Genomic DNA, 25,862 nt, shown 5'->3' on the forward strand with positions numbered 1-25,862 from the left:
AGGGAGAGTCTTGTTTCTGATAGGGCATATCCACTTGACACTTTACCTGCAACTTTGAAGTATTTAGTGAATCAAAAAGCGAGGGTAAGAGTTGATGTTTATAGAGGTGGTAAGTTTCTTGTTAAGATAGAGGATAGGGGTTCGGTTGTAGGGGGCAGGTGGCAATTTGCGAGTTGGAATGGGATTATTAATAATATTCCTGTTGAGTCAGGGAGCGATTACAAATTCAGAATCACTGCGTATAGTTTACCAGATTTTACAGATTCTATTTCTGTATTTTCTGATAATTTTATGGTGATGGATTCTCTTCCTTTGAGTTTAGGGAAATTCTTTATTCCTCCTGATTATTATGTTGGGAAGATTCACAGTGATTCTGTTTTTAATGGGAAGACTGATTTTCTCTGGGAAGCGAGTGCGAGTGGAGAAGTTTATCCTCCCCAGAGATATGTTTTTGTAGATACTGCGAAGGGTATAAGGAAAAGGGTAATTAATTGGCAGGTTGAAGTAAATGCTTGGGCGGGATGGGGTGTTGACGGAAAGGGGCTTAGAGACTCTGTTTATATTTTTGTTGGGTTATCTGGGGCTAGTGGTGTAAGAGACACGGCCTTTTTCTATGTGGATCCTCCTTGTGAGTTAATGCCAGTGAAAGTTGAGTTTGTTTGGTGTTTCAATACTCTTAAAAACTTTATAGACGGAAGAACTTATAGAAAGACATTCGGCTATTATGGATAAGTATGATTCCGAGAAAAGTCGGCTTAATTGTTGAGGAGTGAGGAACAGGGTATGATCTCGAAGATGGAACTAATCCTGCTTTTCTTTATCAACAAAATTACCTTAGAGATGCATTGGTTGCGGCAATGAACCTTGATATCTTTAACAATAATTGCGAGAGAGTGAAGATGGTAAATGTCGCGCAGTTAGTAAATGTTTTACAATCGGTTATTCTAACAAAGGACGACAGGATTGTGCTCACCCCAACTCACTATTTTTTAAGATGGATAAATTGTATCAGGACGTAATACTTCTACCTACTCGTTTGAAATGCGAAGGCTATTTTTATGGTCAGGGGAAAATCCCATTAATCAGTGCGTCGGCCTCAAAGGATAAAGATGGAAAAATCCATATAAGCGTAGTGAATTTAGACCCTGTAAAGGAGAGAAACTTACTCTGCGAAATTCGCGGTGTATCTCTGGAGAAAGTTCCTGGCGAAATTATTACCGCCAATAAAATAAATGCCTATAATGATTTTGGAAAGCCTGAAGAAGTAAAAATAGAACCTTTTAAAGAGTTTAAAATAGATGAGAATAACATTGTTGTCACTCTTTTACCTAAATCAGTTGTTATGCTTGAGGTTCAATAAACAATAAATTGAGAGTTTTGTGATTTTTTAAATAGGAATCTCTTAAAATATAATAATTGCAATGGTTTTATGGATTTTTCAGGTGGACAGTATCAATTTTTGAGGTAGGAGTTTTCGACGACTAACCATTCAGAAGACAACGCGGTTAATTTTTCCATCGAGGGAATTGCCACTCCCTATAGCCTCGCTCCTGTTGATTTTTAAGAATTTAAATAGACCGTGGTAGCTCGGCTTCCGAGACGTCCTTCTTAACGGTTAGTCCTCGCTGTTAACTCGAGATAAAATATACACCAGTTATAGTGTTTTAAACAAAAATCGTGAAACTCAGATTGAGGAATGGAAAGTTTTAAGTTACTTATCTTTCTGGCAATCTAATCTTTGTATCCCCCTGTCTCTCTCGATTTGACGGATCTCGTCCTCAGTAGCCTGTATCGGATATTTACCGGTAAAACAAGCAGTGCAAAAATTACTAATCTTTTTATTTGAAACAGCTTCTATAAGCCCTTCTAAGGTTTGATAGGTAAGTGAATCCACACCAATCATTTTTCTTATATTTTCTACAGTTCTATTGTAGGTAATAAATTCTCCCTTTCTTTGCATATCAATCCCATAATAGCAGGGAAATCTTAGAGGAGGACTTGAGGAAGCAAAATGAACTTCTTTTGCACCCGCATTTTTGATTAATTGAACAATTTTTTTTGATGTTGTTCCTCGGACTATAGAATCATCTACTAAAAGAACTTTTTTGCCTTTTATGATTTCTTTCACAGGAGAAAGTTTTATTCTTATCAACTCTTCTCTCTTTTTCTGATGAGGCATTATGAAGGTTCTTCCTACGTAACGATTTCTTATCAATCCCTCTCTATCTTTTACTTTTAGTTCTTCTGCGAGGGATACAGCAACTGGTCTTGATGTATCCGGTATGGGAACGACTATATCTATGTTTATTCTCTTTTTTTCTATTTCTTTTGCAAGGTTTTTGCCAAGTCTTAGTCTTGCCTCGTAGACGGATATGCCGTCTATAGTGGAGTCGGGTCTTGCAAAGTATACATATTCAAAAATACAGGGATAACGTTTCTCTTCGGTGATTTTTTTGGTGTATAATTTGCCGGCTGTGCTGAAAAATATGGCTTCTCCTGGGTGAACATCCCTCTCTATTTTATATCCAAGTGATTCGAGAGCCACACTTTCAGAGACTACACAGAAACTATTATTCTTTCTACCAAATATTAGAGGTTTAATCCCATAAGGGTCTCTAAAAGCGAGAATACCTTTATCTTTAATCAGAGCAACAACAGAATAGCTTCCTTTTACCTTTTTGAATAATTCTCCAATAGATTCAAAAAGAAAGGAAGGAGAAAAGACAGGTTTATTTTCCATCTCTACAGAGAGAAGATTCAATAGGAGTTCTGCATCAGAAGTTGAGATAGTTATTCTTCTCTCATCTTTTTCCAATCTGTTTTTTAGAGATTCAAAATTAATTATATTTCCGTTAAATGCAAGGGCTATGCCGTAGGGAGTATTTGAAATGAAAGGCTGAGCGTTTTCTATTCCCATTTCTCCTAAGGTTGGATACCGAACATGTCCAATTCCAATATTGCCTTTGAGGTAGTTAAAATCTGCTTCTTGGAAGACATCCCTAACTAATCCTTCTCCTTTTTTGATATGGAATTTATCCGAATAAGTTACCATACCTGCTGCATCTTGTCCACGATGTTGTATTACGAGTAGAGCCTCGTAAATCTGGCTTACGACTTCTTTTTTTCCAAGTATTCCTACTATTCCACACATTTTTACAAAATGGGTAAATTAGATTTTCCCATCAAATATTTATCTATATTATGAGCAACTCTTCTGCCTTCGGATATTGCCCATACAACAAGAGATTGTCCTCGGTGCATATCTCCTGCTGCAAAAACTCCCTCTCGGGTTGTCATAAAATTTTCATCGGTTTTTATATTACCCCGTTCTGTTAGTTCAAGCTTTAAGTCTTCCACCAGACCTCTGTGTTCAGGATGTAAAAAGCCTATAGAGAGAATTACTAAATCTGCCTTAATTTCAAAGTCACTTTTAGGGATTTCTTTCATTATAGGGCAATTCATTTTATCGGTTTTCTTAAATTCAACTCTCACACAATGCAGTTTCTCGACATATCCTTCTTTACCAATGAATTCCTTTGTTAAAACTGACCAGAGGCGCTCACAACCTTCCTCGTGACTGCTTGAATTTTTTAGAATTGAAGGATAAAAGGGCCATGGGTCATTTGTTGTTCTACAGGCTGGGGGTTTTTCAAGTATTTCTATCTGGATTATACTCTTTGCTCCCTGTCGCTTTGCAACACCTACACAGTCTGCACCGGTATCGCCTCCTCCGATTATTACTACTTCTTTATTTTTTGCATCAATAATTTTTTCGGGAGGTATTTTTTCTCCGCTTACTTTTTTATTTGACTGGATTAGATAATCCATTGCAAAGTGAATTCCCTGTAATTCTCTACCCTTGATTTTTAAATCTCTCGGGACTCGTGAACCTATGGCAAGACAAATTGCGTCAAAATCTTTCAATAATTTCTCGGAGTCTATATCTACACCAACAAATGTATTTACTTTAAATTCTATCCCTTCTTTTTCCATTAATTTTAACCGTCGATCAAGGATGTGTTTTTCTAACTTAAAGTCTGGAATCCCATATCTTAATATTCCTCCGATTTTTTGGTCTCTTTCGAACACAACTACTTGGTGCCCCACTTTATTCAACTGATGAGCAGCAGCGAGCCCCGCGGGACCAGAACCTACAATTGCGATTTTTTTACCGGTTCTTTTTAGTGGTGGTTTTGCTTTAACAAGTCCTGATTTAAATGAGTATTCGATTATTGCAAGTTCATTTTCTCTGATTGTGACTGCTTCGTCATTTATTGATAAAACGCAGGAATGCTCACAAAGTGCAGGACAGATTCTTCCGGTTATTTCTGGGAAGTTATTTGTTGCGGAAAGGAGTTCATAAGCTTTTTCCCACTGATTGTTGAATAGGAGGTCGTTCCACTCAGGAATGTAATTTCCAATTGGACAGCCCCAGTGGCAGAAAGGGGTTCCGCAATCCATACAACGGGAAGCCTGTTCCCTTGTTGTCTCATCTTTTCGTGGGATAGAAACATCTCTATAGTCGTTTATTCTTTCTTCTACAGGTCTTAATTCTGCGGTCTCTCTTTTTATCTCTAAAAATCCGTTTATCTTTCCCATTTTTTCTATTCAATTATCGATTGAACCCATTCTTTTGGTTGTTCTTTTCTTTCAGTTTCCAACATATGTTCATATTCGATTGGGATAACCTTTATAAAATTTTTAATTAATTTATCGAAATCCTCGAGAATCTCTTTTGCTCTTTTACTCTTCGTGTATTTATAATGATTTTTTATCAGAGTGTGTATTATTTTAGAATCGTTTTCGTTTATTTTTTTTAATTTTACCATCTCGAGATTACATTTCAGTTTAAAATCTCCATCTGTATCGTACACATAGGCAACACCTCCAGACATTCCTGCAGCAAAATTACGACCTGTCTTACCCAAAATAATTACTCTTCCTCCTGTCATATACTCACAGCCGTGATCTCCCACGCCTTCAACAACCGCATCTATACCTGAGTTTCTTATACAGAAGCGTTCGCCTGCAATACCTCTTATATATGCTTCACCTCTTGTAGCTCCATAAAAGGATGTGTTTCCAATGATGATGTTTTCTTCCGCTCGATAAGTGGTTTTTTTGTCCGGGTAAATTATTATTTTTCCTCCGAAGAGTCCCTTCCCGACATAGTCGTTCGCCATTCCTTCCAGTTCAAAAGTTATCCCTTTTGTTAGAAAAGCCCCAAAACTTTGACCCGCAATTCCTTTGAATTTGAAGTGAATCGTCCCTTCCGGGAGACCTTCTTCTCCATAGACATAAGAAACTTCACCACTTAACCGTGCTCCAACTGAGCGGTTCGTGTTATTTATGTTGACATTCTCTTTTATTTTTTCTCCTTTTAAAATAGCATTTTTTGCAAGCTCTATCAGTTTGTTGTCCAAAATATTATCAAGGTCATGTTTCTCGAATTTGGAATAAAAAATTCCCCTTCTTTCTTTATTTTCCGGTTTGTATAATATTTTGCTGAAGTCGAGGTCTTTTGTTTTCCAATCAAGAATTTTCTCGTTAACTTCCAGAAGTTCGGTTCTTCCTATCATTTCTTCGATCTTTCTTATTCCAAGACCTGCCATAATCTCACGCAGTTCTTCTGCCACAAAGTTAAAATAATTTATAAGATATTCGACTTTTCCGTTAAATCTTTTCCGGAGAATTTCGTTTTGAGTTGCAATACCCAAAGGGCAATTTCCGAGATTGCAGTGACGGAGTAGGACACATCCGAGGACAACGAGAGCAGCAGTGCCAAATCCGTATTCTTCTGCACCCAATATTGCTGCAATTGCTATATCTCTTCCCGTGCGAATCTGTCCATCTGTTTGTAGGCGGATTCTGTCTCTCAAGTTATTTAGCACAAGAGTTTGATGCGTTTCGGAAAGCCCTAATTCCCAGGGAAGGCCTGCATGGTGTATTGAGCTTAGAGGTGCTGCTCCTGTTCCACCATCTCCTCCTGAAATCAAAATCATATCTGCGTGAGCTTTTGCAACACCAACCGCGACTGTTCCAACTCCGACTTCTGATACGAGTTTTACGCTGATTCTTGCCATGGGATTTACATTTCTGAGGTCAAAAATCAACTGTTTTAAGTCTTCTATTGAGTAAATGTCGTGGTGAGGTGGAGGAGATATTAAGGTTACTCCAGGAGTAGTGTATCGAGTTCTTGCTATTATTTTGCTCACTTTGTAACCGGGTAAGTGCCCACCTTCTCCGGGTTTTGCTCCCTGGGCTATCTTTATCTGTATTTCGTCTGCGTGAATAAGATAGTTCGTAGTTACGCCAAAACGGCCTGATGCAACCTGTTTTACTTTGCTTCCGAATGAAGCCCCATTTGAAAGTCTTTTGAAACGGGAGGGCTCCTCGCCACCTTCACCTGAGTTGGACATACCTCCAAGTTTGTTCATTGCCATTGCGATTGTTTCGTGTGCTTCTCTACTTATTGATCCGAAACTCATTGCTCCGACCGCGAAACGTTTTACGATTTCAGAAACAGGTTCGACTTCTTCAATTGAGATGGGAGAAAAATTTGATTTAAATTTTAAGAGACTTCGGAGGGTTGTTGGATTTTCATTTTGAACATTTATAATTTGAGCAAATTTTTTGTATTCTTCATAATCTCCTTTACGCGTAGAATCCTGAAGGTAGGCAATACTCTCGGGATTCCATAGATGATATTCTCCATCTCTTTTCCATTGAAAAATTCCACCCGAAGGGAGTATAGATGAATCGGAAAAAGCTTCTTTATGTCTTAAGATTGTCTCTTTCGCAAGAGTCAAGAGGTCCATACCTCCAATTCTTGAAGTTGTTCCAGCGAAGCATTTATCTATGACTTCTTTACCAAGTCCAAGTGCTTCAAATATCTGAGCTCCCTTATAACTCTGAAGAGTTGATATGCCCATTTTCGATAATATTTTAAGTATTCCTTTATTTATGGCTTTTTTATAGTTACTTATGGCATCGGTTATATTAATTTTAATATCTCCTTCATCTATTAAATATCTTATAGCCTCAAATGCGAGATAAGGATTTATACAGTCTGCTCCATATCCTAAAAGTAGAGCGAAATGTTGAACCTCTTTTGCATCCGCGCATTCAACGAGGATACTTACCTTGTTTCGTAATTCATTATTTATGAGGAAATGATGGACGGTTCCAGTTGCAACAAGTGAGGGTAAAGCGGCATTTTCTTTGTTTATTCCTCTATCTGTTAAAAGTATAAAAGAATATCCGTTCTCTACCGCCTCTTCTACTTCTTCTTTTATTCTCTCTAAAGCTCCGAGAAAGTTTTTGGGGTTATTGGGATTAAAAAGTAAAGAAATATTTTTTGTTGCAAATCCTTTAATCTTGATATTTTTTAATCTTTCGAGTTCTTCATTCGTTAGAATTGGTTCTTTTAATTCTATTTTATGGGCATGTAGAGGGGTTTCTTCTAACATATTTTCCCTGGGTCCTAGGAAAGTTATGCTACTCATAACAATCTTCTCTCTGATTGAGTCGATAGGTGGATTTGTTACTTGAGCAAATAGTTGTTTGAAATAATCAAAAACCAGTTGAGGTTTTTTTGATAGAACCGCATGAGGATGGTCGTTGCCCATCGAACCAATTGGTTCTTCTCCTTCAAGAGCCATTGGTTTTAAAATAAATTTTAAATTTTCTCTCGTATAACCAGACGCCTTTAAACAGGAAATAAGTTCTTCTTTTTTGTATGGAACTTTTGTTTCTTTTTTCTTATTTTGTTTTATAGAATCGAAATCGAGTAAGTTTTCATTTAACCATTTTCCATAGGGGCTTTTATTTGATAGGTCTTTTTTTATCGTTTCGTCCGGAATTATTTCGCCTTTCTCTGTGTCAATGAAAAGTATTTTTCCGGGTTCAATTCTTCCTGATTTTATTATGTCTTCGTTTTTTATATCCAGGACTCCGACTTCAGAAGCCATTACTACTTCTTCATTTTTCGTAATTAGATATCGGAGAGGTCGTAACCCATTTCGGTCAAGTATTGCACCAACTTTCTTACCATCAGTAAAGGCTATTGCAGCAGGACCATCCCAGGGCTCGGAAATGCAAGCGTGATATTTGTAAAAGTCTCTTAATTTTTTATCCAGAAGATTGTCATTTTCCCATGCGGGTGGAATTAGGATCATCATTGCGTGGGGGAGAGAACGACCAGATAAAACCAGAAGTTCAAATACATTGTCTATAATTGCAGAATCGCTTTTTGAAGGATCTATTATTGGTTTTATTTTTTCTATATTTTTTCCGAACAAAGGACTGTTGAGGAGTCCTTCCCTGGCTTTCATCCAGTTTATGTTTCCACGGAGTGTATTTATTTCGCCGTTATGAGCAAGAAATCTGAAGGGCTGTGCAAGGTCCCAAGTTGGAAAGGTATTTGTGCTATAGCGGGAATGAACAAGGACTATAGAGCTTTTTATGGAAGGGTCTTTTAAATCAATATAGAAATCCTCAACCTGCTTTGCCATCAGAAGCCCTTTGTAAGTAATTGTTCTGCTTGATATATTCGTGATATAGAAGAAAGATTTCTGCCTTATGCTTGAAAGACGAATTATGTTCTCGACTCTTTTTCTTATAACATAGAGAATTCTTTCGAAAGCAAGTCCATCTTTATTATTCTCTATAGGGAGTTCCGGGTTTTTGCAGATAAAAATTTGTTCAATCGAAGGTTGAGATTCTCTGGCAGAGGTTCCTATATTTGAATCATTTACAGGCACTTTTCTCCAACCGAGTAAAATCTGTTTTTCTTCTTCTATTACTTTGGTGAAAACATCTTTACAGAATGAACGTTCATGAGCATCTTGAGGCAGGAAAACAATTCCTGTTCCATATTCTCCTGGAGAGGGTAAATCAATTTTTTCTTTATCTGTAACCTTCGTGAGGAATTCGTGAGGAAGTTGAATCAGTATGCCTGCTCCATCCCCGGTTGACGGGTCTCTTCCGGTAGCTCCACGATGAGCGAGGCGACAGAGAATTTTTAATCCTTTTTTAACGAGCTCGTTGGATTTTTCTCCTTTGATATTGCAGACAAAACCCACTCCGCACGAATCGTGTTCATTTTGAGGGTCGTATAATCCCTGTTTTTCTGGGAAATTTTTGGGGCTTTCCATTTTTTTTAATGTCCTGCCTCTCAGTTTAATTGTTTTTTATTAACCGACCAACGCACTAACGGATCAACCTACTAACCATTACAAAATCGGCAGATATTTCTCTATTTCATACTGGGAAACCTGGATTCTATAGTCATCCCATTCTTTCTTTTTTAATGCAATAAATCTCGGAAATATGTGGTCTCCAAGTATTTGTCTGGCGAGGGGACTATTTTCTGTTATCGTTATTGCATGTCCAAGACTATCTGGAAGCATCTCAATGCCCATTTCTTTTCTTTCTAATGGAGTAAGATGATAAAGATTCTTTTCCATTGGAGGTGGAACCTTGTAATTTTTTTCTATGCCTTCAAGACCTGCATGGAGGATTGCTGCAAAAGTCAAGTAAGGATTACAGGCGGGGTCGGCTGCTCTAAATTCGCATCGTGTCGCTTTTTCTTGTCCAGGTTGATACATTGGAACGCGAATTAAAGCACTTCTATTGCGATGGCTCCATGCTATGTAAACGGGCGCTTCATATCCCGGGACGAGCCGTTTATAGGAATTTGTTGTTTGTGCAAATATTGAACAGATTTCTTTTGAGTGTTTCAAGAGTCCCGCAATATAGCAACGTGCAACATCGGATAGAAAATCTTCTGAATTTTCGTCGAAAAAGGCATTTCTGTCTCCTTTGAATAAAGATTGATGAATGTGCATTCCAGAGCCATTTTGCCCGAAAATCGGTTTCGGCATAAAGGTGGCATAGACTCCGAACTTGGTTGCAATTTCTTTTACGACCACCCGGTAGGTTATGACATCGTCTGCCATTTTAAGCGCATCTGCATAACGCATATCCACTTCGTGTTGGGAAGGCGCTACTTCGTGGTGGGAATATTCTACCTGTATACCCATTTCCTCAAGGGCAAAGATAGTTTCTCTCCGAAGGTCACTTGCGACATCGAGGGTTGTCAGGTCAAAATAACCCCCCTTATCCAGAACTTCTGGTTTCTGGTCATTTTTAAAATAGAAATATTCAAGTTCTGGGCCAACATAAAAGTGGTCAAAACCCATCTCCTCTGCTCTTTTTAATGCTTTTTTAAGGACGAATCTGGGGTCGCCATCGTAAGGAGTTCTATCTGGATTTAAAATATCACATATCATTCTTGCAACCTTTTTCTCATTTGGTCTCCAGGGTAATATTGCGAATGTGCTTGGGTCTGGCATTGCAATCATATCAGACTCTTCTATATCTTGATAACCTGTAATAGAAGAACCGTCAAAACCCATTCCATTTGTAAGAGCTCCCTCAAGTTCAGAGATTGTTATTGCAAAGCTTTTAACCTGTCCAAGGATGTCAGTGAACCATAAACGAATGAATTTTACATCTTCTTCTTTTACGATTTTTAAAATATCATTTTTTGTTAAAATATCATTTTTTGTTTTTTTAGCCATTTTTACCTCCTTTTATCCTATTGCTTCTTTTCCTCTTTCACCGGTTCTTATTCGAATACAATCTAAAAGGTCAAGGACAAATATTTTTCCATCTCCTATTTTTCCTGTGCGAGCTCCCTTTATGATTGCCTGGATTGTGGGTTCGACGAAATCTTCGTTTACTGCAATTTCTATCCTTGTTTTTTTAAGTAAGTTTACTTCCTGGAGAACACCCCGATAGGTTTCTGTGTATCCTTTTTGTTGTCCGCAACCAAGAGCATTGGTAACTGTCATTTTATACACCTCTGCCTCATAAAGAGCCTTTTTTACATCAGGCAGTTTATGAGGTTGAATTAGAGCAACAATAAGTTTCATTTTTCCTCCTTTATTCTGTTGAGAATATCTGGAAGCCTCCATAAGCTTCCATTCCATGTTCTCCTATATCAAGCCCTTTTAATTCTTCCTCTCGAGAAACTCGCAATCCAATAGTAACATCTATCAACTTAAAAACAATGGCCATAGTTATAACAATGAATGAGATTACAGATAAAGCACCTAAAAGTTGAATTCCAAGTTGCTTTAAACCCCCGCCATAGAAAAGACCATTGGACACGAGCCCCAGACTTTTTCTTCCAAAAAGACCTAACGAAAGCGTTCCCCAGAAACCGTTCATTCCGTGAACAGGGAACGCTCCAACAGGGTCGTCAATATGAAGTTTATCCAAAAGAACAACTCCGAGAACAACGATTATACCTGCTACCGCCCCAATTGTTATTGCTGCCCACGGTTCGACGAAGGCGCAGGGTGCTGTTATTGCAACAAGACCAGCAAGAGCACCGTTCATTGCCATTGAAAGGTCAGGCTTTCCAAACATTTTCCAGACTGTTATCATTGCAAATATTCCACCTGTTGCAGCTGCCAGGTTTGTGTTTATCGCAACAAGTGCGATTAAACTTCCGTCTCCTACATGAAGACTTGAGCCAGGGTTAAAGCCAAACCACCCGAACCAGAGAATAAAAACTCCGAGAGAAGCAAGTGGTATGGAATGCCCTGCGATAACCTTGGGTTTTCCATCAGGTCCATATTTGTCCAGTCGGGGTTTTAAGATTTTTGTTCCAACGAGAGCCGCAAAACCTCCAACTGTATGAACCACGGTCGAACCGGCAAAATCTGTAAAATTCAATTTTGCCAACCATCCACCACCCCATATCCAGTGTCCAACTATAGGGTATATCAAAGCAGAAATCACAAATGAATAGATAAGATATGCCTGGAATTTCATTCTCTCCGCCATTCCTCCTGCGACAATCGTTGCTGCTGCTCCGCAGAATGCAGCCTGAAATAACCAGAAAGCGTAAAGGGGAACATTAGCACCAGATTCGGCACCAATAAGAAACCATCCTTTAGAACCCATAAATCCATTTCCGTCGCCAAACATTATCGCATAGCCAAACATAAAAAATCCAATTGATGCCATACAGAAGTCAAGAAAGTTTTTGGTTAAAATGTTACAGGTGTTTTTTGCACGGATAAATCCTGCTTCGACCATACCAAAACCTGCCTGCATAAAGAAAACAAGAAATGCAGCCAGAAGAACCCATAGAGTATCCAATCCAACTGAGCTTATTTGTAAAACTTCTTGTGTCATTTTTTCCTCCTTATTATAAGTAATTTAGTTTTAATTTCAATATTTTTTATAGGCTTAGTTCTCCAGGAATCTTAGGGAACAGCGTTGCATCTTTAATATGGGGAAGTCCACAGATATAACGAGTAAGACGCTCTATCCCAATTCCAAACCCTCCCGAAGGAGGAAGACCTAATTTTGCAAGTTCAAGATATAGCTTGAAATCATCTGGATTTAAGCCTTGACGGATTATTCTTTCTTTTATTTTATCATATTCGTTTTCTCTCATACCCCCTGAAAGTCCCTCGCCGTAACCTTCAGGATATATAATGTCCATATCTAGCAATATTCCCGGTCTTTCTGGGTCTTCTTTATCGTAGAATTCCCTTTTCCACACAGGAATGTCAATCAGCCAGAAAGGCTCTTCCATTTTTTTTGAAAGCACCATTTCAAAATCTTTGCCGTATTTATCCATCGCTTCTGTGAAGGTAATCCTCTTGTATGGAGTTTTAGGTATTTTTAAATCACGACCAAAAAATTCAAGCTGCTTCGAACAGTTCTTTTTGACTTCCGTAAAAACATGAGTAAATAAATTTTCTCCCAGACAAAGAAGTTCGTCTCTACTTGCCCCTCTAATTTCAAGGTCAAGTTGCGTGAATTCGAAGAGATGTCTTCCGGTTGCGGCTGTTTCTTTTGTTTCGAGCCGCAGGTTCGGAGAAAAACAAAAGAATTTATCAATGCCGATTACAGCCATTAGTTTGTGAAGAATCATACTTTTGGTTATTTTGTATTTTTCTCCATAGTATTCGAATTCCGTGTCAAAAACCTCGTGACAGAGGGGGTCCGTCTCGGGAGACACCATAACAGCTCCGATTTCAAGGAAGCCATTATTATAGAGATAATTCGCCATTGCCTTCCTGATATTCGTTTGCACTATAAGCATTTCTTTAACCGCAGGATCGGTAAACCTCTTGTGATATTTTTCCGCCAAAACCACCGCTCTATCTCTTTTCATTTTTACTTTTGCCATAATGGCCTCCTTTCGTTTTAAATTATTATTCATCTTTTTTGCATATTTATTCATAATGGTTTAAAAACAAAATAATAAAAAATCTTTTTTTGTCAAGGGGTAAAAATTATTTTTTTGTTTTTGGGATATTTTTTATTTGAAATAAAATTCGCAATTAGAGTTTAACATCAAATAAAAACAAATTTTGAATGTTTGAATATTTTGGTGGAGGGTTGTAAAGATGTACTAGTTTATTTCTACTTTTTGGCTCTTCCTTTGTTTTTAATGATTTATTTCTTTCGTATTCAAAGGGTTTCCCATTACTATACAGAAATTTTTCTTAGACATTCTTTGTCGTTTATGCAACTACTGTACAATCCTTTCTTTTTCATATAATTCTCTTTTTTACCCAATCGCGTTAACCCCAGTTCGCTAGTTCTGATTCTAATACAATCCAGGAGATTCCCTTCTTCTACCTTGCCGATGTAAATCCTCACATACCCCTTTTGAGCGACCACCACCAAAAGCAATTAACCATTCTCATCTTATAAATTTCGGTATCAAAGAGAGCCTTTTTACATCAGTTAATGTGTAGGGGTGAATTAAAGCAACTAAGTTTCATTTTTCATTCAAATTTTTAATGGTGGTGAGCAATTGGTAGGGAGTAGGTAATGATTACGAAAGAGTATCCCTTTTTGCTCACCACCATTTTTGAAGAACTTTTATGATGTTAAAATCATCTTTGCTTTTTCGTCCAGCATATCGGTGAGAAAAGGTATTCCCGTTTCTCTTTCGGTTTCTCTATTTGCCGAGAATATATCGTTACGAGAAATACCCTTTACACTAAATTTTCGAACACCAGCAAGTAATTGTTGTAAACCTGCTTTTATCTTATCCGCAAGAGTCCAGATAGCTATGGCTCCATATGGTATCTTTTTGATTTCATCTTTTCCTATTTTCTTTTCAAGGTCATAATAGCCAGCGAATATTTCTTCCGGTTTATTTCCAAATACAGAGACGGTCTTGGGAAGTTCTTCCCAGTTCCCATGTATCTTTTCTTTCATCTCAGGTTTTATTACTCCTTCGATATTTGAACCAAGGAAGGCAGGGATCATAAGGGCTCTACCCATACATACGAGCTTCGTAAAAGGACTTCCTAAAGCAAGAGCTTTAAAAATCTGATCCTCTCTTGCAATTCCGCCTGCAAAAGCTAAATCCACCACTTTCATTCCTTTAACTGCTGCAAGAATAGAAGCATATTCATAAGCCTTTGCATGAAGGAGAAGGGAGGGAACTCCCCAGTTTTCCATCATATTCCATGGGCTCATTCCTGTTCCACCGCCAGAACCGTCAATGGTTAAAAGATCAAGATTCGCTTCTGATGCATATCTAATAGCCATTGCCAGAGCTTCCATCCCATAAGAACCTGTCTTTAAAGAAATCCGCTTATAACCGAGTTTACGGAGATATTCAATTTCCTTAAAGAAATCTTCTTTAACATCTTCAGCAGACTCTCTATTTGTATATCCAAGTCTACTGTGTCGTGCAATAGATTTTATAGCTCCATGTTTAAAAGCTTCCTTAACTTCTGGCTTTGTCGGGTCCGGGTCTACAATATAGCCACGGTTCTTTAAAAACAATGCATAATCAAGACTGTTTACCTGGATTTCGCCTCCAATAGTTTTTGCTCCCTGGCCCCATTTAAGTTCGATAATGACTTTATCTCCGTATTTTTCGATTAAGAATTCAGCTACTCCGTTACGAGTATCTTCTACATTCATCTGCACAATGATAGCGCCGTATTTATCGAAATACCTCAAGTAGGTATCAATTCGCCTTTCCAGTTCAGGGGCTTTTTTAATTTTACCATTCTTAATAACAGCATCTCTGTCAATGCCTACAACATTTTCTCCAACAACAATTGGAAACCCAACAAGGGCTGCTCCAATTGCCAAAGAATCCCAGTATTTTGCTGCAATAAAGGTAGAACCCAAAGCACCTGTCATTATAGGTAATGTTGATTTTGTTTTAACCGTTGCTCCAAATTCGGTTTCTACACTGACATTAGGAAAGATACAATCATCGGGATCATTGGATAAGCCTTTTTGTAAGTTCTCTGCCCCATAGAGATAACCCTGTATCCTTAGGGAATGGTATGAAACGCCAATAGCACAGGTGTTGCCACTCCCAGCTGTAACATTCCCAAAGTCCCTCGGATATAGTAAATTTCGTCCTCTTAAACTTGCCATCCAGGTTTCACATTTTCCAGTACAATCTGCCTGACAAAGAGTGCATAAACCAGATTCTGTTGGATTGCCTCGGTTGACGGTCCCAAGAGCGTCGTTTGTTTTTTGCCAATTGAGCATTTTTAATTTCCTCCTTTCCTTTGTTTTTGATTTATTCAAGATTTATCGAATAAATATTCACTTTTTTGAATATTTATTCCAAAACTTTCAAAAGGAAGATAATCAGATTTTGTAATTTGTCAATGTTTTTGATTTAACATTTGAATTAAAATTTGAAAAGAAGAGATGTTTGTCGCAAGGGAACAATTGTGTTAAAAAATAAATAATTTATTATAATCAGGTTTTAGGTTTCGTGTTCACGTAGAAGCAGGTTGATTTTTATATTTGTAGAACGGTTTTGCCGCAATGTATGTTTTTTATTTCTTTTCTGGGGTAAGCAGGCTTCCTACTACAACTGCGATTGTGGCAAGGACGAAAGAAGTGATTCTTCCGGTGATAAAATCATTTAATTTAGTATTCGCATAGATGATTGTGCTTATGGTGTCTATTAACATTCCAGCAATTGTTCCATATTTTGGGATTCTTTTCCGCTTTAAGGAGAAGAGAAGTATAGGATCGAATGAAGATCCGAGGCCAATATAGACATATGGAACCATCGTATAAATAAGTTTTTCTGATTTTATTGCAAGTAAAAATGTTGCTACTCATATAAATAAAGTTATAATTCTTGAGGCAAACAATTGGGTTTTATCAGAGATTTTTCTTCTGAAGATGCTGTTATCCACATCTTCGGATAAAGCAGAAGATGTAAAGAGAGGATAGGAGTCAGTTGTAGACCTAATTGGAGTACTTACATCAGAGATTAAAATTACTCCAAACTAGAGCAGAAAAAGTTTTGTTGCAAGGAAAGGCATAAGGTGTTCCGAATAGATAAAGTTTCGGGTAATACCAGACCTTTCCCTCCTATACCTATAAGAAGGGCTCCTAAAAATGCAGAGATACTATAGGTAATAGCAATATTTCTCCCTATTCTGATTTCTCAGGGTCTTTTATTGACATAAGGCGGACGATTGTGTGTGGCTGTCCAAGGTAGCCAAGAACCCCTAGCTTAACCCGCCAATTACTCCAAAAGCAACATACCAGCCTTTGGTGTTTTCCCAAAGAGAGAAGAAAGGGGAAGGTTAATGGTATACCCTCCTTATGATGCCAATAAATTCCACTATAGGAATACCTACAAGAGTTATAATCATTAATATTGTCTGAGAGAAATCTCTCCGGGCAACTGCCGAAAAACCTCTGAGAAGCGGATAAAATATTATAACTTTTTCGATTATAAACCAGGATGCAATTATTCCAGCTAAGCATCCTATGACAGTCCAGTCTTCTATAAGACCTGCAGTAAAGATCATAGTAGCTACACTTAGAATTAACCATCCTGATTCTCCAGATGCTCTCTGGAAATGCAACAACCAGAGGATAGAACCTTCTTCCGCCTAGAACAAAGTCCTCATGAGTTTTGGTAAGACTAACACTCTAAATACCTATTCCAAGAACCAGGATAAGATAAATAAAAAATCCTATTAAAACAGGATTCATTTTTACCTCTATATTTTTTAAATAATAGTTAATACAATTTTTATGTTATGGGTTTAAAGAGCAGAATAGGGGGAGGGGAGTTAGATTGCTTGGTAGATGTTTTTCTTTTTTCAGGATATAATCCTTGTAATTAATGGATTTATTTAATTTTTTTCAATAGAGTTTTTAAATTTGAGAAAATAATTCGAACAGGAAATTTCCTCGGATAAATGTAGATTTTGTGGTCTTCAGGGATTATTTATTGTTGTTTCGTTTTTCCTCAAAGGATTAGGTCTAAAGAAGGCTCGAGGAAAATTTCTTCAATTTTTACCAGAACTCTACCAACCTAATAAGGAACATTTTTGCCAGTTCACCTTTTCTTTTCGAGAGAAACAGAACTAACTTCTCAAGGATCGCTTCTCTCCTTAAGAGGGGAAAACAAAAGGCAAGATTCTGCCATGCGAGTTCAAATTTAGCTTGCCAACTCTTCAGTCCTCATGAATCCAGAAATCGCGAAATAAGAATTGACGGAAGTTTAGTAGGAATACAAAAAAGAGGAAGGAGATTCTCTTTTCGGAATAGATCTCCACCAAAACACAGAAAAAGCCCTTCAAGATAAGCTATTGGAAAACAGGCCCATCCCCTAAAATTCATTCAAATAATTTTTATGTTTTAAGTATATATTTTTTTACATTATAAAGAACTTCTAATTAAGATTGTTTTTAGGGACGTTGTTAAAAAGGTAGGTTTTTGTTATGCAATAACTTAATTTTTAAAAATCGCAGAACTTTCTATAAAGCCTTTCCTGATGAGTTAAAAATCCAAAAATATTGAGTAATAAATTTTTTACAAAGACAAATAAATGCAACACCTATTTGTCTTAAGTATTTGGTAATAAACAACTTGAATTTTGGAACAAAACTTGCATTATGTAAAAATGAGGTGACGAAAAATGTATATATTTATTGTCTTATTAATAACAGGAGTAAAAGCAAGCGCAACAGCAACATTGAGTTTTATATTTCCGGATTTTGAGAAAGAGGAAATTAGGGAAGAAAAGGTTGAGAAGCCTCTTATTAGGCTTCTGGGGGTAAAAGAAGAGAATGGTAAGTTTGTTATTGGTTTGTCTTCTGAGAATAGTGGAGAGGTGAAGATAAATGTAGTTGTAGCTTATGAAAATAGGATTTTTAGAGGAGTTAGCGGTATTTCTATTTCAGGTTCTCAAAAGATAAAAATTCCGATTGTTCTTAGTGGTTCAGGAGAAAGGGTAAGGTGGGTAAAGATTTCTTGGGAAAGTGATAGTTTAGTTGTTTGGAATGCTTCTTGTGATATGAATGAGGATTTAAGCAATTTCCTCCTTTCTCAAAATTAACTAAGCCCACCTTACCTTTTCTCTTTTCTCTAAAAATTTTGAGTTTTGAATTTTTCAAAAATACGTTCCAAAAGATTTTTTGTTTTTCTTATTCCTTCATATTCACTTAATAGGGTCCCTTCGTATTCGATTCCAATATAGCCTCTATAACCACTTAATAAAATGAGTTTAAGCATTTTTTCGTAGTCTATGGTGTTTCGTTTCCGTTTTCATCAAAATTATATGATTTTGCGCTAATGCCTTTTGCAAAAGGCAGGAGTTTTTTTATTCCTTCGTATCTATCAATTCCTAAGGGGAAGTTTCCGAAATCAGGTAAACTTCCAAGGAAAGGATTATTTATCTCTTTGATAATACCAGAAAGCCAGTCTGGGTCTTCAGATAACCCTCCATGATTTTCTATTATTATATTTATTTTTCTTTCCATAGCGTATTCTAAAAGTTTAAGAAGACTTTCTTTAATACGAGATTTTTGTTCCAAAGGAGTTTCTTCTCCAATAGCATTAACTCGAATAGAATGACAATTTAAAAATTTTGCAATGTCTATCCACTTATAGTGATTCTCTACAGATAAAGTTCTTTCTTTTTTGTATTTTGCGCCAAGATTCCCCTCTCGGTCGCGCATTATGAGTAGATTTTTTATTCCTTCTTTTTCTGAACGATTCTTTAATTCTTTGATGTATTTTTTATCTATTTTTTGGGGGAAGAGTTGGTCTACATATTCAACTGCATCAATTCCAAATTGTCTTTTAGCAATGAGAGGAAAATCTAAGGTGGCCTCTTCTCCACTCTTAAAGAAATGACGATGAAGTGACCATTGGCAGAGAGAAATTTTGAAAAGAGGAGAATTTTTACTACCTTTCCTCTTCAAAAGATAGGTTTTGGGAGATTCCTTGTGAAGAGTGGAGATGGGAGAGTTAGAAGAATAGCAAAAGCAACTCATTTTATTTTTTCTCCAAGATTACTTCTATTATCCGGTTTCTTCTTATTTTTCTTATAATAAAGTTTGCTTCTTTGTGTTGGAGTCTCATTGAAGCCTTTGGCTCTACTCCGAAATAAGAAAGAATCCAATCTCCAAGAGCTTTTTCTGGTTCGGGTAAATTCATATTTAACAACTTATTTATTTCTTCTATCTTAACGCCACCTCCAATATTGTAACGATTTTCAGTTATTTTGTATAAGTAAGACGGCATTACATCATATTCATCTTCAATTTCTCCTACTATCTCTTCAATAATATCTTCTAAGGTTACAAGGCCAAGGACTTTTCCTTCTTGAGATTCAACAATAGCAATATGCTGGCGAGAAGCGGTCATTTTTCTAAAAGCTTCTCCATAGCTTTCTATAGGAGAAAACTTCATTATGGGTCGTTTTATGCCAACTACTGAGGGATCATGAGGATTTATTTTTAAAGCGCTAATTATGTCTTTAAAATTAACATAACCAATAACCTTGAAAGCTTCCGTGCTATCATCAATTAGAGGATACCTTGTGTGATTGTGAATGTGAGCTTCTATTAGAGCTTCAGATAAAGACATACTTGACCTTAGGACTTTCATATCTTTTGCTGGAATCATAATATCCTGTACCTTTTTCTTTGAAACATCAATTGTTCTTGAGATAATTTGTTCTTGATCCTTGGTTATTGTTTTTGTTATATATGCATAATTAGCCAAGGCAGATAATTCATCTATGGTTTTTAGTTTAGAAGTTTCTGTGCTTTTCCCAACAAAGGGTCTGTTTAAGAGTTCAATAAACCAAACCATTGGAGAGAATATGCGAATTGTCAGTTCAAGAGGATAGACAATTAAAAGGGCAATTTTTTTATTATACTTAACCCCCAAGGTTTTTGGCAATATTTCTGTCCATTGAATCATTGCAAAGGAATAAAGAATAGAGAAAATTAGGATCCATTTCCCACCAAAAACTTTATTAAACTGAGCCCCAGCCAAAGAAGCTCCTATGGTGTGAGCAAAAGTGTTTACAATTAAAATTACAGCTATTGGCTTTTGGATATTATCTTTGAAGGTACTTAGGATAAAAGCAGGTTTTGGCCTTTTAATAGACATCTCTCCAATTGCTGCTCTTGAGATGCTGAGTAAACAGGATTCAAAAATAGAGCATAGAAGAGAGATTGACATACTGAAAAAAATTACTAAGAGTAATATCACCATAAGAATCCTCCTCTTAACTTTTAAAGAAAAGATATATTTTTAAGATTGTCTTATCAAAAGATAGAAAAAATTCATCAATTTGCATTTTGTTTTTATTGTAAAAAATTTTTATTTCTTTGTCAAGGCTTTTATTTTTTTAATAAATCAAGTTTAGAATCCACCCAACAAAAAAAGCAGAAAAGAGCATTATAATTGTAGCTTTAAGTGTATCTAATGGTCCCAATTCTTTAAGTAAAACCACAAAAGTTGCTACACAAGGGAAATACATAGTTAGGATCGTAGAAGCTGTGATCAATTGGCCTTTAGATAAGCCTAAGGGTGCAAGCATACCAACTGCTAAATCTTTTCTTAGAAATCCAATAAATAAAGCCAATATAGCCTCTGAAGGAAGCCCTAAAAATTTTGTGAGAATTGGACTAAAAACTCTTGATAAGAAATTCATTACTCCAAAATTATGGAATAAATTAACAATAACAACCCCAATTAGAACAAAAGGGAGGGCTTCCTTAGAAAAGGAACTAATTCGCAACCAAAGTTTTTCTAGAAGAGTATTTAAATGTGGAACCCTATATGGAGGTATTTCTATGAAGATCTCTGGGCTTTCTCCCCTAACAAACCTTGCCATAAGTTTTCCAACTATAACCCATACAAGAAATAATGAGAGGAAAACTGGACTAATTCCTCCTATTCCATATTTACCTAAAAGTCCAAATATCATTGCGGTTTGAGCCATACAAGGTATTGAAATTGACATAAGAGTTATGGCGATGAATCTTTCTTTTCTTGTTTCCATAATTCTTGTTGCTAAGACTCCCGGAACATTGCAACCGCAGGCAAGAAACATAGGAATAACACCCAATCCATGAATACCAATTTGATGCATAAAATGGTCCAAAAGGACGGCTAATCTTGGGAGATATCCGGTATCTTCAAGAATACAAAGGATTAAATAGAAACTGAAAATGTAAGGAAAAACATTAGCTATTGAGATGTATAACCCGGTGGAGAGCAAACCAAAGGATTGAGAAAAATCAATTTTTCCGTTGATTAATTCCCCAATAAAAATTCTATGGAGGAAGCTATAGCTTCCTAAAGCTTTTGAGATTTTTAATAATAGAGGAGCCCATAGATTCTCAAATATTGGTTCAAAAACAAAATTAATTAGACTCTCTCCAATTAACCTAACAACCGCGAAAGAAAAAAGCAAAATTAGAATTCCAAGAGCCAATCCTCCTATTGGGTGAATTGATAGCCCTTCTAAAACCTGAAGGAAAGTGTGGTGGTGATGTGTTATCGCTTGGGTTTTTTTAGTAATTTCTCCAATTAAGTTCCATATATCCTCACTTTTTACATTGAATTTAGAAGGCTTTGCAGTTTTAATTTTTTCTCTTAGCTCTTTGATGCCAAAGCCTGTCACCGCCACAGTAGGGATCACTTGCACATCCAAAAGCTCGCTTAGTTTCTTAATATCAATGGTTATCCCTTTGTGGTGAACTTCATCCCAGAAGTTAAGAAGAACAATAACTGGAAATTCGGTAGATAATAATTGGATTGTTAGATAAAGATTTCTTTCTAAATTTGTCGAATCAACAACATTTAAAATCAAGGTGTCTTTTGGGGAGGACTCTTCCAATATTTTCTTTGCAACTTCTTCAGCAGGAGAACTTGGATCAAGAGAATAGGTTCCTGGTGTATCAATAACTTCAATATATTCTCCATTTAATCGGATTTTTCCTCTTAGATATTCTACAGTGGTCCCTGGATAGTTTGAAATGATTACTTTCACTCCAGTAAGTCTACTGAATATAACACTTTTACCAACGTTTGGATTCCCAAACAAGAGAATTTTCTTCATTTTTCTACCTCTTCTACGATAACAGCGCTTGCCATTCCTCTACCAATGGCAACTTCACAGTTTCCAATTTTGATTATAATAGGTCCAGAAAATGGTTGGGCAGAAACCTTTTTTATAATAACCCCCTCTCTTATTCCCATACAATTAAGTTTCTTTACTAAACCTAAGCATCTTCCTTTGCCTTTCTGAATAGAAATAACTTTAAGAGGAACATCCTTTTTTGCTTCAATAAGGGTAACTATTTTCACCTCCTTTAGTTTTTAAGAAAAAATCCATTCTGTTTAGGGTCTCTTTTGAAAGAACGTGCTCCATTTTGCAGGCATCTCTTTCTGCTGTTTTCTCATTCACTTTTAATATATTCATTAAGAATTCTTTTATTATTTGGTGCTTCTTTGAAATGGCTTTGCCTGTTTTGTTTCCTTCTTTTGTTAGTTCTATAAATCCATATTTTTTATGTTTTATAAGGCCGGCTTTCTCTAACATAGTTAAAGCATAATTTACGCTTGGTAGAGAAACACCCATCCTTAAGGCAATGTCTTTTACTCTTGCAACTTTCTCCTTTTTGCAAATCTCGCATATAACTTCAAGATAATCTTCTCTGCTTCCAGTTAACCCCATTTTATCCTCCATAAGTTAGATATATCTAATATTATAAGAGATATTTATCTTTTGTCAAGAGTTTTATTGGAGTTTCTTTGCGGAAATCCCTTTTATAAAGAATATTTTATGAAGAATGAAGATAATAAAAAATTTTTAAAAGAGATTGGTGAAAGATGTTTTTAAAGCAATCTTTTTTCTCCTTCTATATTCTTTATTTCTGTAATGTCATGTGTTACTTCCAAAGTCCCAAGATACTTTTCATTTCTACGAACAGCAAAATACCGAATGTGAATAAGGCGTCCTCTCATATTTATCCAGAATTCTGCCACATCTCTTTTATTGTTTTTAAAATCTCTGAGGATCTCCTCTACTTTGTGTAGGCTCTGAGGGGGATGGCATAATTGGACTTTTCTGCCAATAACCGCTTTTCCTCTTGGGAAGATTCTTTCTTTTGCTTGATTGAAATATCGGACAGTATCGTTTTTATCTACAAAAGTGATATCAATTGGTAAAGTATTTAAAACCGATTCCAGTTCTTCGAGGGAAAAACTTCCTGTTTCAAATTCTATTAGTTTTTCAGATCCTTTTGTGAGCTTTTTAGCTTCAACTTTTTCTGTTGGAATATTAATAATCTTTGGAGTAAAACAGCAATAACCTATTTCTGTAAATTGTGTTTCTATATCTTTCCATTCATCTTCCTTTATAATATTTAATGCTGTTGGGAAAAGAATGTTGTTTTCCTTATAGAAATGACTCATAAGTTTATCGCCGAGAGCAAAAGTTATATCTTTAAGCTTCTTGATATAATCTTCCTGTTTTATCTTTTTCTCTTCTTCAATTATAGAATAAAGCTCTTTTTCATTTACTCTTATTTCATTATGCTCAGCCCACATAACTTTAGGTGGTTCTGTAATTCCATGTTTCTCAATGTAAGGGAATAAAACATTCTCTTCCCGAAGATAGTGTTTCTCCGAATCTTTGAAATGTTCAACAATGTTATGGAATTCTTTATTAAGTAAGCGGTGATCTTTAACATTATTTGCTCTCTCTATTATATTCTTTAGGTCTTCTACGAATCTCAAAATTATTTTGTGCTCTTCCATAAGGATTTGTATTGGATGACCTTCAGGAACTAAAATATTCTGTTTGTCCAAATATTCTTTAAAAATTTTTAAATGGATATCACATAATCGCTGAATTTCCTCTAAGGATATCCCTTCTTTTATTAGTTCTTCTTCAATTGAAGTAATCTCTTCGACACTTAAATCCTTAAGAATTCCCCTAAATTTTTCTTTTGCAATTTCTGGGTCCATTCCTTTGTGTATCTTTTTTATAAGTTCTTTTATAAGATTTTTTTATCCTTTTTTTCTCCGAATAATTCACTCATTTTTCCTCCTTTTTACTTTCTTCTCTTATATTGACCTCTTTGAGAGACTCTATTCATTTTCCATGCTGTCAAATTTTTGAAAAAAGAGTTCCTAAGCATAATGCGAGGATGCTGATGATTGTTAAATATGTAAGGAGAATTTTAATTCCAAACTCTTTTCTTAAAACGAGGAGAGTTCCCCAACTTGTGACTGGCCCTACAATGAGTAAGACCATCCCTGCTCCAATATTCATTCCTTGAGAAATGAAGGCATGAACTAAGGGGACACTCCCAGTAGCACATATATACATTACAACTCCAAAGACAAGGCTAAATAGATACCCAAAAACACCTCCAAAGTAATCTTCAATGAATTTCCCAATAGGAGTGATTATAACTATAAGTGCTGCGAGAGCTAACCCTAAGAGTAATTCTGGGCCAATTTCTTTCGGTAAATCTACGAAAGAATGTCTGAAAACACATTTTAATCTTTGGTTGAACTTTCTTGGAGGAATCTCCCTTTTAGAGTTAGTCTCAATTTTTTCCTCACAATGAGCACAGGAAGGATTAGAAGCCAAAGTCAGGTTTTGAGAAGAGAGGTCTCTATTTTTGACGTCAATAAGGTTCCCAAATAGGCCTATCACCAAACTAATTATTATAACGGCGAAGAATATAAAGACGGCAAATTTTATCCCAAGAAGAGCATAGGTTACCAAAAGGGCGGGTATAGAAGTAGCTGGGGTTGCCACCAGAAACGCTAAAATTGGACCCAACTTTACCCCCTTCTTGTGCAAGCTAACTGCTACCGGAAGAGAACCAAAACAACAAAGGGGAAGAATTACTCCTGAGAGGGTGAGGTAAATTATGGGTCTTATTCTCTTACCACCAAGAGTCTTTTCTACCCATCCTTGGGGTATGAATTCGTGAATTATCCCACTCAATAAAAATCCTACTCCAACAGATGGTAAGACCTCAATAAAATAATCTTTAAACGCCATAAGAAATTTAATTATTATCTCCATCTATATTTTCTCCTTTTTTAAAGGTTTGATTCAACATTTTTGTTTTTATCCATTTTTCTAATTATGCTCGGTTCTTGGAGGATCTTTTTTGATTTTCTTAAAGTAATCATTAATTGCAGCCTTAATCCCTTCTTCAGCTAAAAGAGAGCAATGCATTTTTATAGGAGGTAGTCCGCCTAGTTCTTCTGCCACATCTTTGTTTGTAACTTTAAGAGCTTCTTCAATTGTTTTCCCCTTTACAAGTTCAGTCACCATTGAAGATGTAGCTATTGCCGCACCACAACCAAAGGTTTTGAATTTAATATCTGTAATTATATTATCTTTTACTTTTATATAAATCGTCATTAGATCCCCACAGACAGGGTTTCCAACCTGACCAACTCCATCTGCATCCGGAATCTCTCCCATATTTCTCGGATTCATAAAATGTTCCATTACTTTTTCTGAATAAACCATTTTC

21 protein-coding genes are annotated in these 25,862 nt (G+C 36.3%); 3 read left to right on the plus strand and 18 right to left on the minus strand.

Annotated elements, in window-relative coordinates; translation table 11 throughout:
* Both ABIN61_03655 and ABIN61_03660 read left to right on the plus strand, forming a co-directional pair.
* Positions 1 to 732: hypothetical protein (locus ABIN61_03655; GenBank protein MEO0293303.1), on the plus strand; the 732-nt coding region annotated here is incomplete at its 5' end.
* 151 nt (positions 733 to 883) lie between these two features.
* Positions 884 to 1,360 carry an alpha-L-arabinofuranosidase C-terminal domain-containing protein gene (locus tag ABIN61_03660; protein MEO0293304.1) on the plus strand — a complete coding sequence of 159 codons (477 nt, stop codon included), beginning with the start codon at positions 884 to 886 and terminating at the stop codon, positions 1,358 to 1,360.
* Between the two features lie 351 nt (positions 1,361 to 1,711).
* On the opposite strand, the gene purF is transcribed toward ABIN61_03660, so the two are convergent.
* The 10 genes from purF to ABIN61_03710 all read right to left on the minus strand — a co-directional run bounded on the left by purF (position 1,712) and on the right by ABIN61_03710 (position 16,910).
* Positions 1,712 to 3,151 carry an amidophosphoribosyltransferase gene (gene purF / locus ABIN61_03665; GenBank protein ID MEO0293305.1) on the minus strand — a complete coding sequence of 480 codons (1,440 nt, stop codon included), beginning with the start codon at positions 3,149 to 3,151 and terminating at the stop codon, positions 1,712 to 1,714.
* 2 nt (positions 3,152 to 3,153) lie between these two features.
* On the minus strand, positions 3,154 to 4,599 hold the full coding sequence (locus ABIN61_03670) for a glutamate synthase subunit beta (protein MEO0293306.1): 1,446 nt from the start codon (positions 4,597 to 4,599) through the stop codon (positions 3,154 to 3,156).
* A 5-nt stretch (positions 4,600 to 4,604) separates the two neighbouring features.
* A complete protein-coding gene (gene gltB, locus ABIN61_03675) occupies positions 4,605 to 9,155 on the minus strand; it encodes a glutamate synthase large subunit (GenBank protein ID MEO0293307.1) in 4,551 nt (1,516 codons plus the stop codon).
* A 78-nt stretch (positions 9,156 to 9,233) separates the two neighbouring features.
* A complete protein-coding gene (locus tag ABIN61_03680) occupies positions 9,234 to 10,583 on the minus strand; it encodes a glutamine synthetase family protein (GenBank protein ID MEO0293308.1) in 1,350 nt (449 codons plus the stop codon).
* A gap of 12 nt (positions 10,584 to 10,595) precedes the next feature.
* The gene (locus ABIN61_03685) at positions 10,596 to 10,937 is read right to left on the minus strand and encodes a P-II family nitrogen regulator (protein ID MEO0293309.1); all 342 of its coding nucleotides are present in this window, start codon (positions 10,935 to 10,937) and stop codon (positions 10,596 to 10,598) included.
* A gap of 10 nt (positions 10,938 to 10,947) precedes the next feature.
* Entirely contained in the window at positions 10,948 to 12,210 is a 1,263-nt protein-coding gene (locus tag ABIN61_03690) for an ammonium transporter (protein ID MEO0293310.1), read from the minus strand.
* Positions 12,211 to 12,256: 46 nt separating this feature from the next.
* On the minus strand, positions 12,257 to 13,216 hold the full coding sequence (locus ABIN61_03695) for an asparagine synthetase A (protein ID MEO0293311.1): 960 nt from the start codon (positions 13,214 to 13,216) through the stop codon (positions 12,257 to 12,259).
* Positions 13,217 to 13,917: 701 nt separating this feature from the next.
* The gene (locus ABIN61_03700; protein MEO0293312.1) at positions 13,918 to 15,561 is read right to left on the minus strand and encodes a glutamate synthase-related protein; all 1,644 of its coding nucleotides are present in this window, start codon (positions 15,559 to 15,561) and stop codon (positions 13,918 to 13,920) included.
* A 296-nt stretch (positions 15,562 to 15,857) separates the two neighbouring features.
* Positions 15,858 to 16,097 (minus strand): hypothetical protein, encoded by a 240-nt coding sequence (locus ABIN61_03705; protein ID MEO0293313.1) that lies wholly within the window; start codon positions 16,095 to 16,097, stop codon positions 15,858 to 15,860.
* A 525-nt stretch (positions 16,098 to 16,622) separates the two neighbouring features.
* Positions 16,623 to 16,910, minus strand: a complete 288-nt coding sequence (locus ABIN61_03710; protein ID MEO0293314.1) for a hypothetical protein — start codon at positions 16,908 to 16,910, stop codon at positions 16,623 to 16,625.
* Between the two features lie 1,058 nt (positions 16,911 to 17,968).
* Between ABIN61_03710 and ABIN61_03715 the strand changes: the two genes are divergently transcribed.
* Positions 17,969 to 18,388 carry a hypothetical protein gene (locus tag ABIN61_03715; protein MEO0293315.1) on the plus strand — a complete coding sequence of 140 codons (420 nt, stop codon included), beginning with the start codon at positions 17,969 to 17,971 and terminating at the stop codon, positions 18,386 to 18,388.
* A 187-nt stretch (positions 18,389 to 18,575) separates the two neighbouring features.
* Here the strand turns inward: ABIN61_03715 and ABIN61_03720 are convergent, their stop codons facing one another.
* From ABIN61_03720 to nifU, 8 genes are all read right to left on the minus strand, one after another.
* Complete coding sequence (locus tag ABIN61_03720; protein ID MEO0293316.1) at positions 18,576 to 19,328, minus strand: TIM barrel protein; 753 nt, start codon at positions 19,326 to 19,328, stop codon at positions 18,576 to 18,578.
* Position 19,329: 1 nt separating this feature from the next.
* Positions 19,330 to 20,559 carry a CNNM domain-containing protein gene (locus ABIN61_03725; protein MEO0293317.1) on the minus strand — a complete coding sequence of 410 codons (1,230 nt, stop codon included), beginning with the start codon at positions 20,557 to 20,559 and terminating at the stop codon, positions 19,330 to 19,332.
* Between the two features lie 136 nt (positions 20,560 to 20,695).
* The gene (locus tag ABIN61_03730; protein ID MEO0293318.1) at positions 20,696 to 22,414 is read right to left on the minus strand and encodes a ferrous iron transporter B; all 1,719 of its coding nucleotides are present in this window, start codon (positions 22,412 to 22,414) and stop codon (positions 20,696 to 20,698) included.
* Positions 22,411 to 22,662, minus strand: a complete 252-nt coding sequence (locus ABIN61_03735; GenBank protein MEO0293319.1) for a FeoA family protein — start codon at positions 22,660 to 22,662, stop codon at positions 22,411 to 22,413. The genes ABIN61_03730 and ABIN61_03735 overlap by 4 nt, the downstream gene beginning before the upstream one ends.
* Positions 22,640 to 23,032 (minus strand): metal-dependent transcriptional regulator, encoded by a 393-nt coding sequence (locus tag ABIN61_03740; protein ID MEO0293320.1) that lies wholly within the window; start codon positions 23,030 to 23,032, stop codon positions 22,640 to 22,642. The genes ABIN61_03735 and ABIN61_03740 overlap by 23 nt, the downstream gene beginning before the upstream one ends.
* Before the next feature lie 161 nt (positions 23,033 to 23,193).
* Positions 23,194 to 24,327, minus strand: coding sequence for a DUF438 domain-containing protein (locus tag ABIN61_03745; protein MEO0293321.1), 1,134 nt, complete (start codon positions 24,325 to 24,327; stop codon positions 23,194 to 23,196).
* 142 nt (positions 24,328 to 24,469) lie between these two features.
* On the minus strand, positions 24,470 to 25,402 hold the full coding sequence (locus tag ABIN61_03750; protein MEO0293322.1) for a permease: 933 nt from the start codon (positions 25,400 to 25,402) through the stop codon (positions 24,470 to 24,472).
* A 57-nt stretch (positions 25,403 to 25,459) separates the two neighbouring features.
* Positions 25,460 to 25,858, minus strand: a complete 399-nt coding sequence (nifU, locus tag ABIN61_03755; protein ID MEO0293323.1) for a Fe-S cluster assembly scaffold protein NifU — start codon at positions 25,856 to 25,858, stop codon at positions 25,460 to 25,462.
* Positions 25,859 to 25,862: the final 4 nt, after the last annotated feature.

It is taken from the genome of candidate division WOR-3 bacterium (assembly GCA_039804165.1).
In the GTDB taxonomy this organism is placed as follows: Bacteria; Hydrothermota; UBA3072; order UBA3072; family UBA3072; genus JAFGHJ01.

Excerpts from the sequence above, each read along its gene's own strand:
- purF (MEO0293305.1), bottom strand. The coding sequence starts at position 3,151 with ATGTGTGGAATAGTAGGAATACTTGGAAAAAAAGAAGTCGTAAGCCAG.
- ABIN61_03670 (MEO0293306.1), bottom strand. The coding sequence starts at position 4,599 with ATGGGAAAGATAAACGGATTTTTAGAGATAAAAAGAGAGACCGCAGAA.
- gltB (MEO0293307.1), bottom strand. The coding sequence starts at position 9,155 with ATGGAAAGCCCCAAAAATTTCCCAGAAAAACAGGGATTATACGACCCT.
- ABIN61_03680 (MEO0293308.1), bottom strand. The coding sequence starts at position 10,583 with ATGGCTAAAAAAACAAAAAATGATATTTTAACAAAAAATGATATTTTA.
- ABIN61_03685 (MEO0293309.1), bottom strand. The coding sequence starts at position 10,937 with ATGAAACTTATTGTTGCTCTAATTCAACCTCATAAACTGCCTGATGTA.
- ABIN61_03690 (MEO0293310.1), bottom strand. The coding sequence starts at position 12,210 with ATGACACAAGAAGTTTTACAAATAAGCTCAGTTGGATTGGATACTCTA.
- ABIN61_03695 (MEO0293311.1), bottom strand. The coding sequence starts at position 13,216 with ATGGCAAAAGTAAAAATGAAAAGAGATAGAGCGGTGGTTTTGGCGGAA.
- ABIN61_03700 (MEO0293312.1), bottom strand. The coding sequence starts at position 15,561 with ATGCTCAATTGGCAAAAAACAAACGACGCTCTTGGGACCGTCAACCGA.
- ABIN61_03705 (MEO0293313.1), bottom strand. The coding sequence starts at position 16,097 with ATGGTTCCATATGTCTATATTGGCCTCGGATCTTCATTCGATCCTATA.
- ABIN61_03715 (MEO0293315.1), top strand. The coding sequence starts at position 17,969 with ATGTATATATTTATTGTCTTATTAATAACAGGAGTAAAAGCAAGCGCA.
- ABIN61_03720 (MEO0293316.1), bottom strand. The coding sequence starts at position 19,328 with ATGAGTTGCTTTTGCTATTCTTCTAACTCTCCCATCTCCACTCTTCAC.
- ABIN61_03725 (MEO0293317.1), bottom strand. The coding sequence starts at position 20,559 with ATGGTGATATTACTCTTAGTAATTTTTTTCAGTATGTCAATCTCTCTT.
- ABIN61_03730 (MEO0293318.1), bottom strand. The coding sequence starts at position 22,414 with ATGAAGAAAATTCTCTTGTTTGGGAATCCAAACGTTGGTAAAAGTGTT.
- ABIN61_03740 (MEO0293320.1), bottom strand. The coding sequence starts at position 23,032 with ATGGGGTTAACTGGAAGCAGAGAAGATTATCTTGAAGTTATATGCGAG.
- ABIN61_03745 (MEO0293321.1), bottom strand. The coding sequence starts at position 24,327 with ATGGACCCAGAAATTGCAAAAGAAAAATTTAGGGGAATTCTTAAGGAT.
- ABIN61_03750 (MEO0293322.1), bottom strand. The coding sequence starts at position 25,402 with ATGGAGATAATAATTAAATTTCTTATGGCGTTTAAAGATTATTTTATT.
- nifU (MEO0293323.1), bottom strand. The coding sequence starts at position 25,858 with ATGGTTTATTCAGAAAAAGTAATGGAACATTTTATGAATCCGAGAAAT.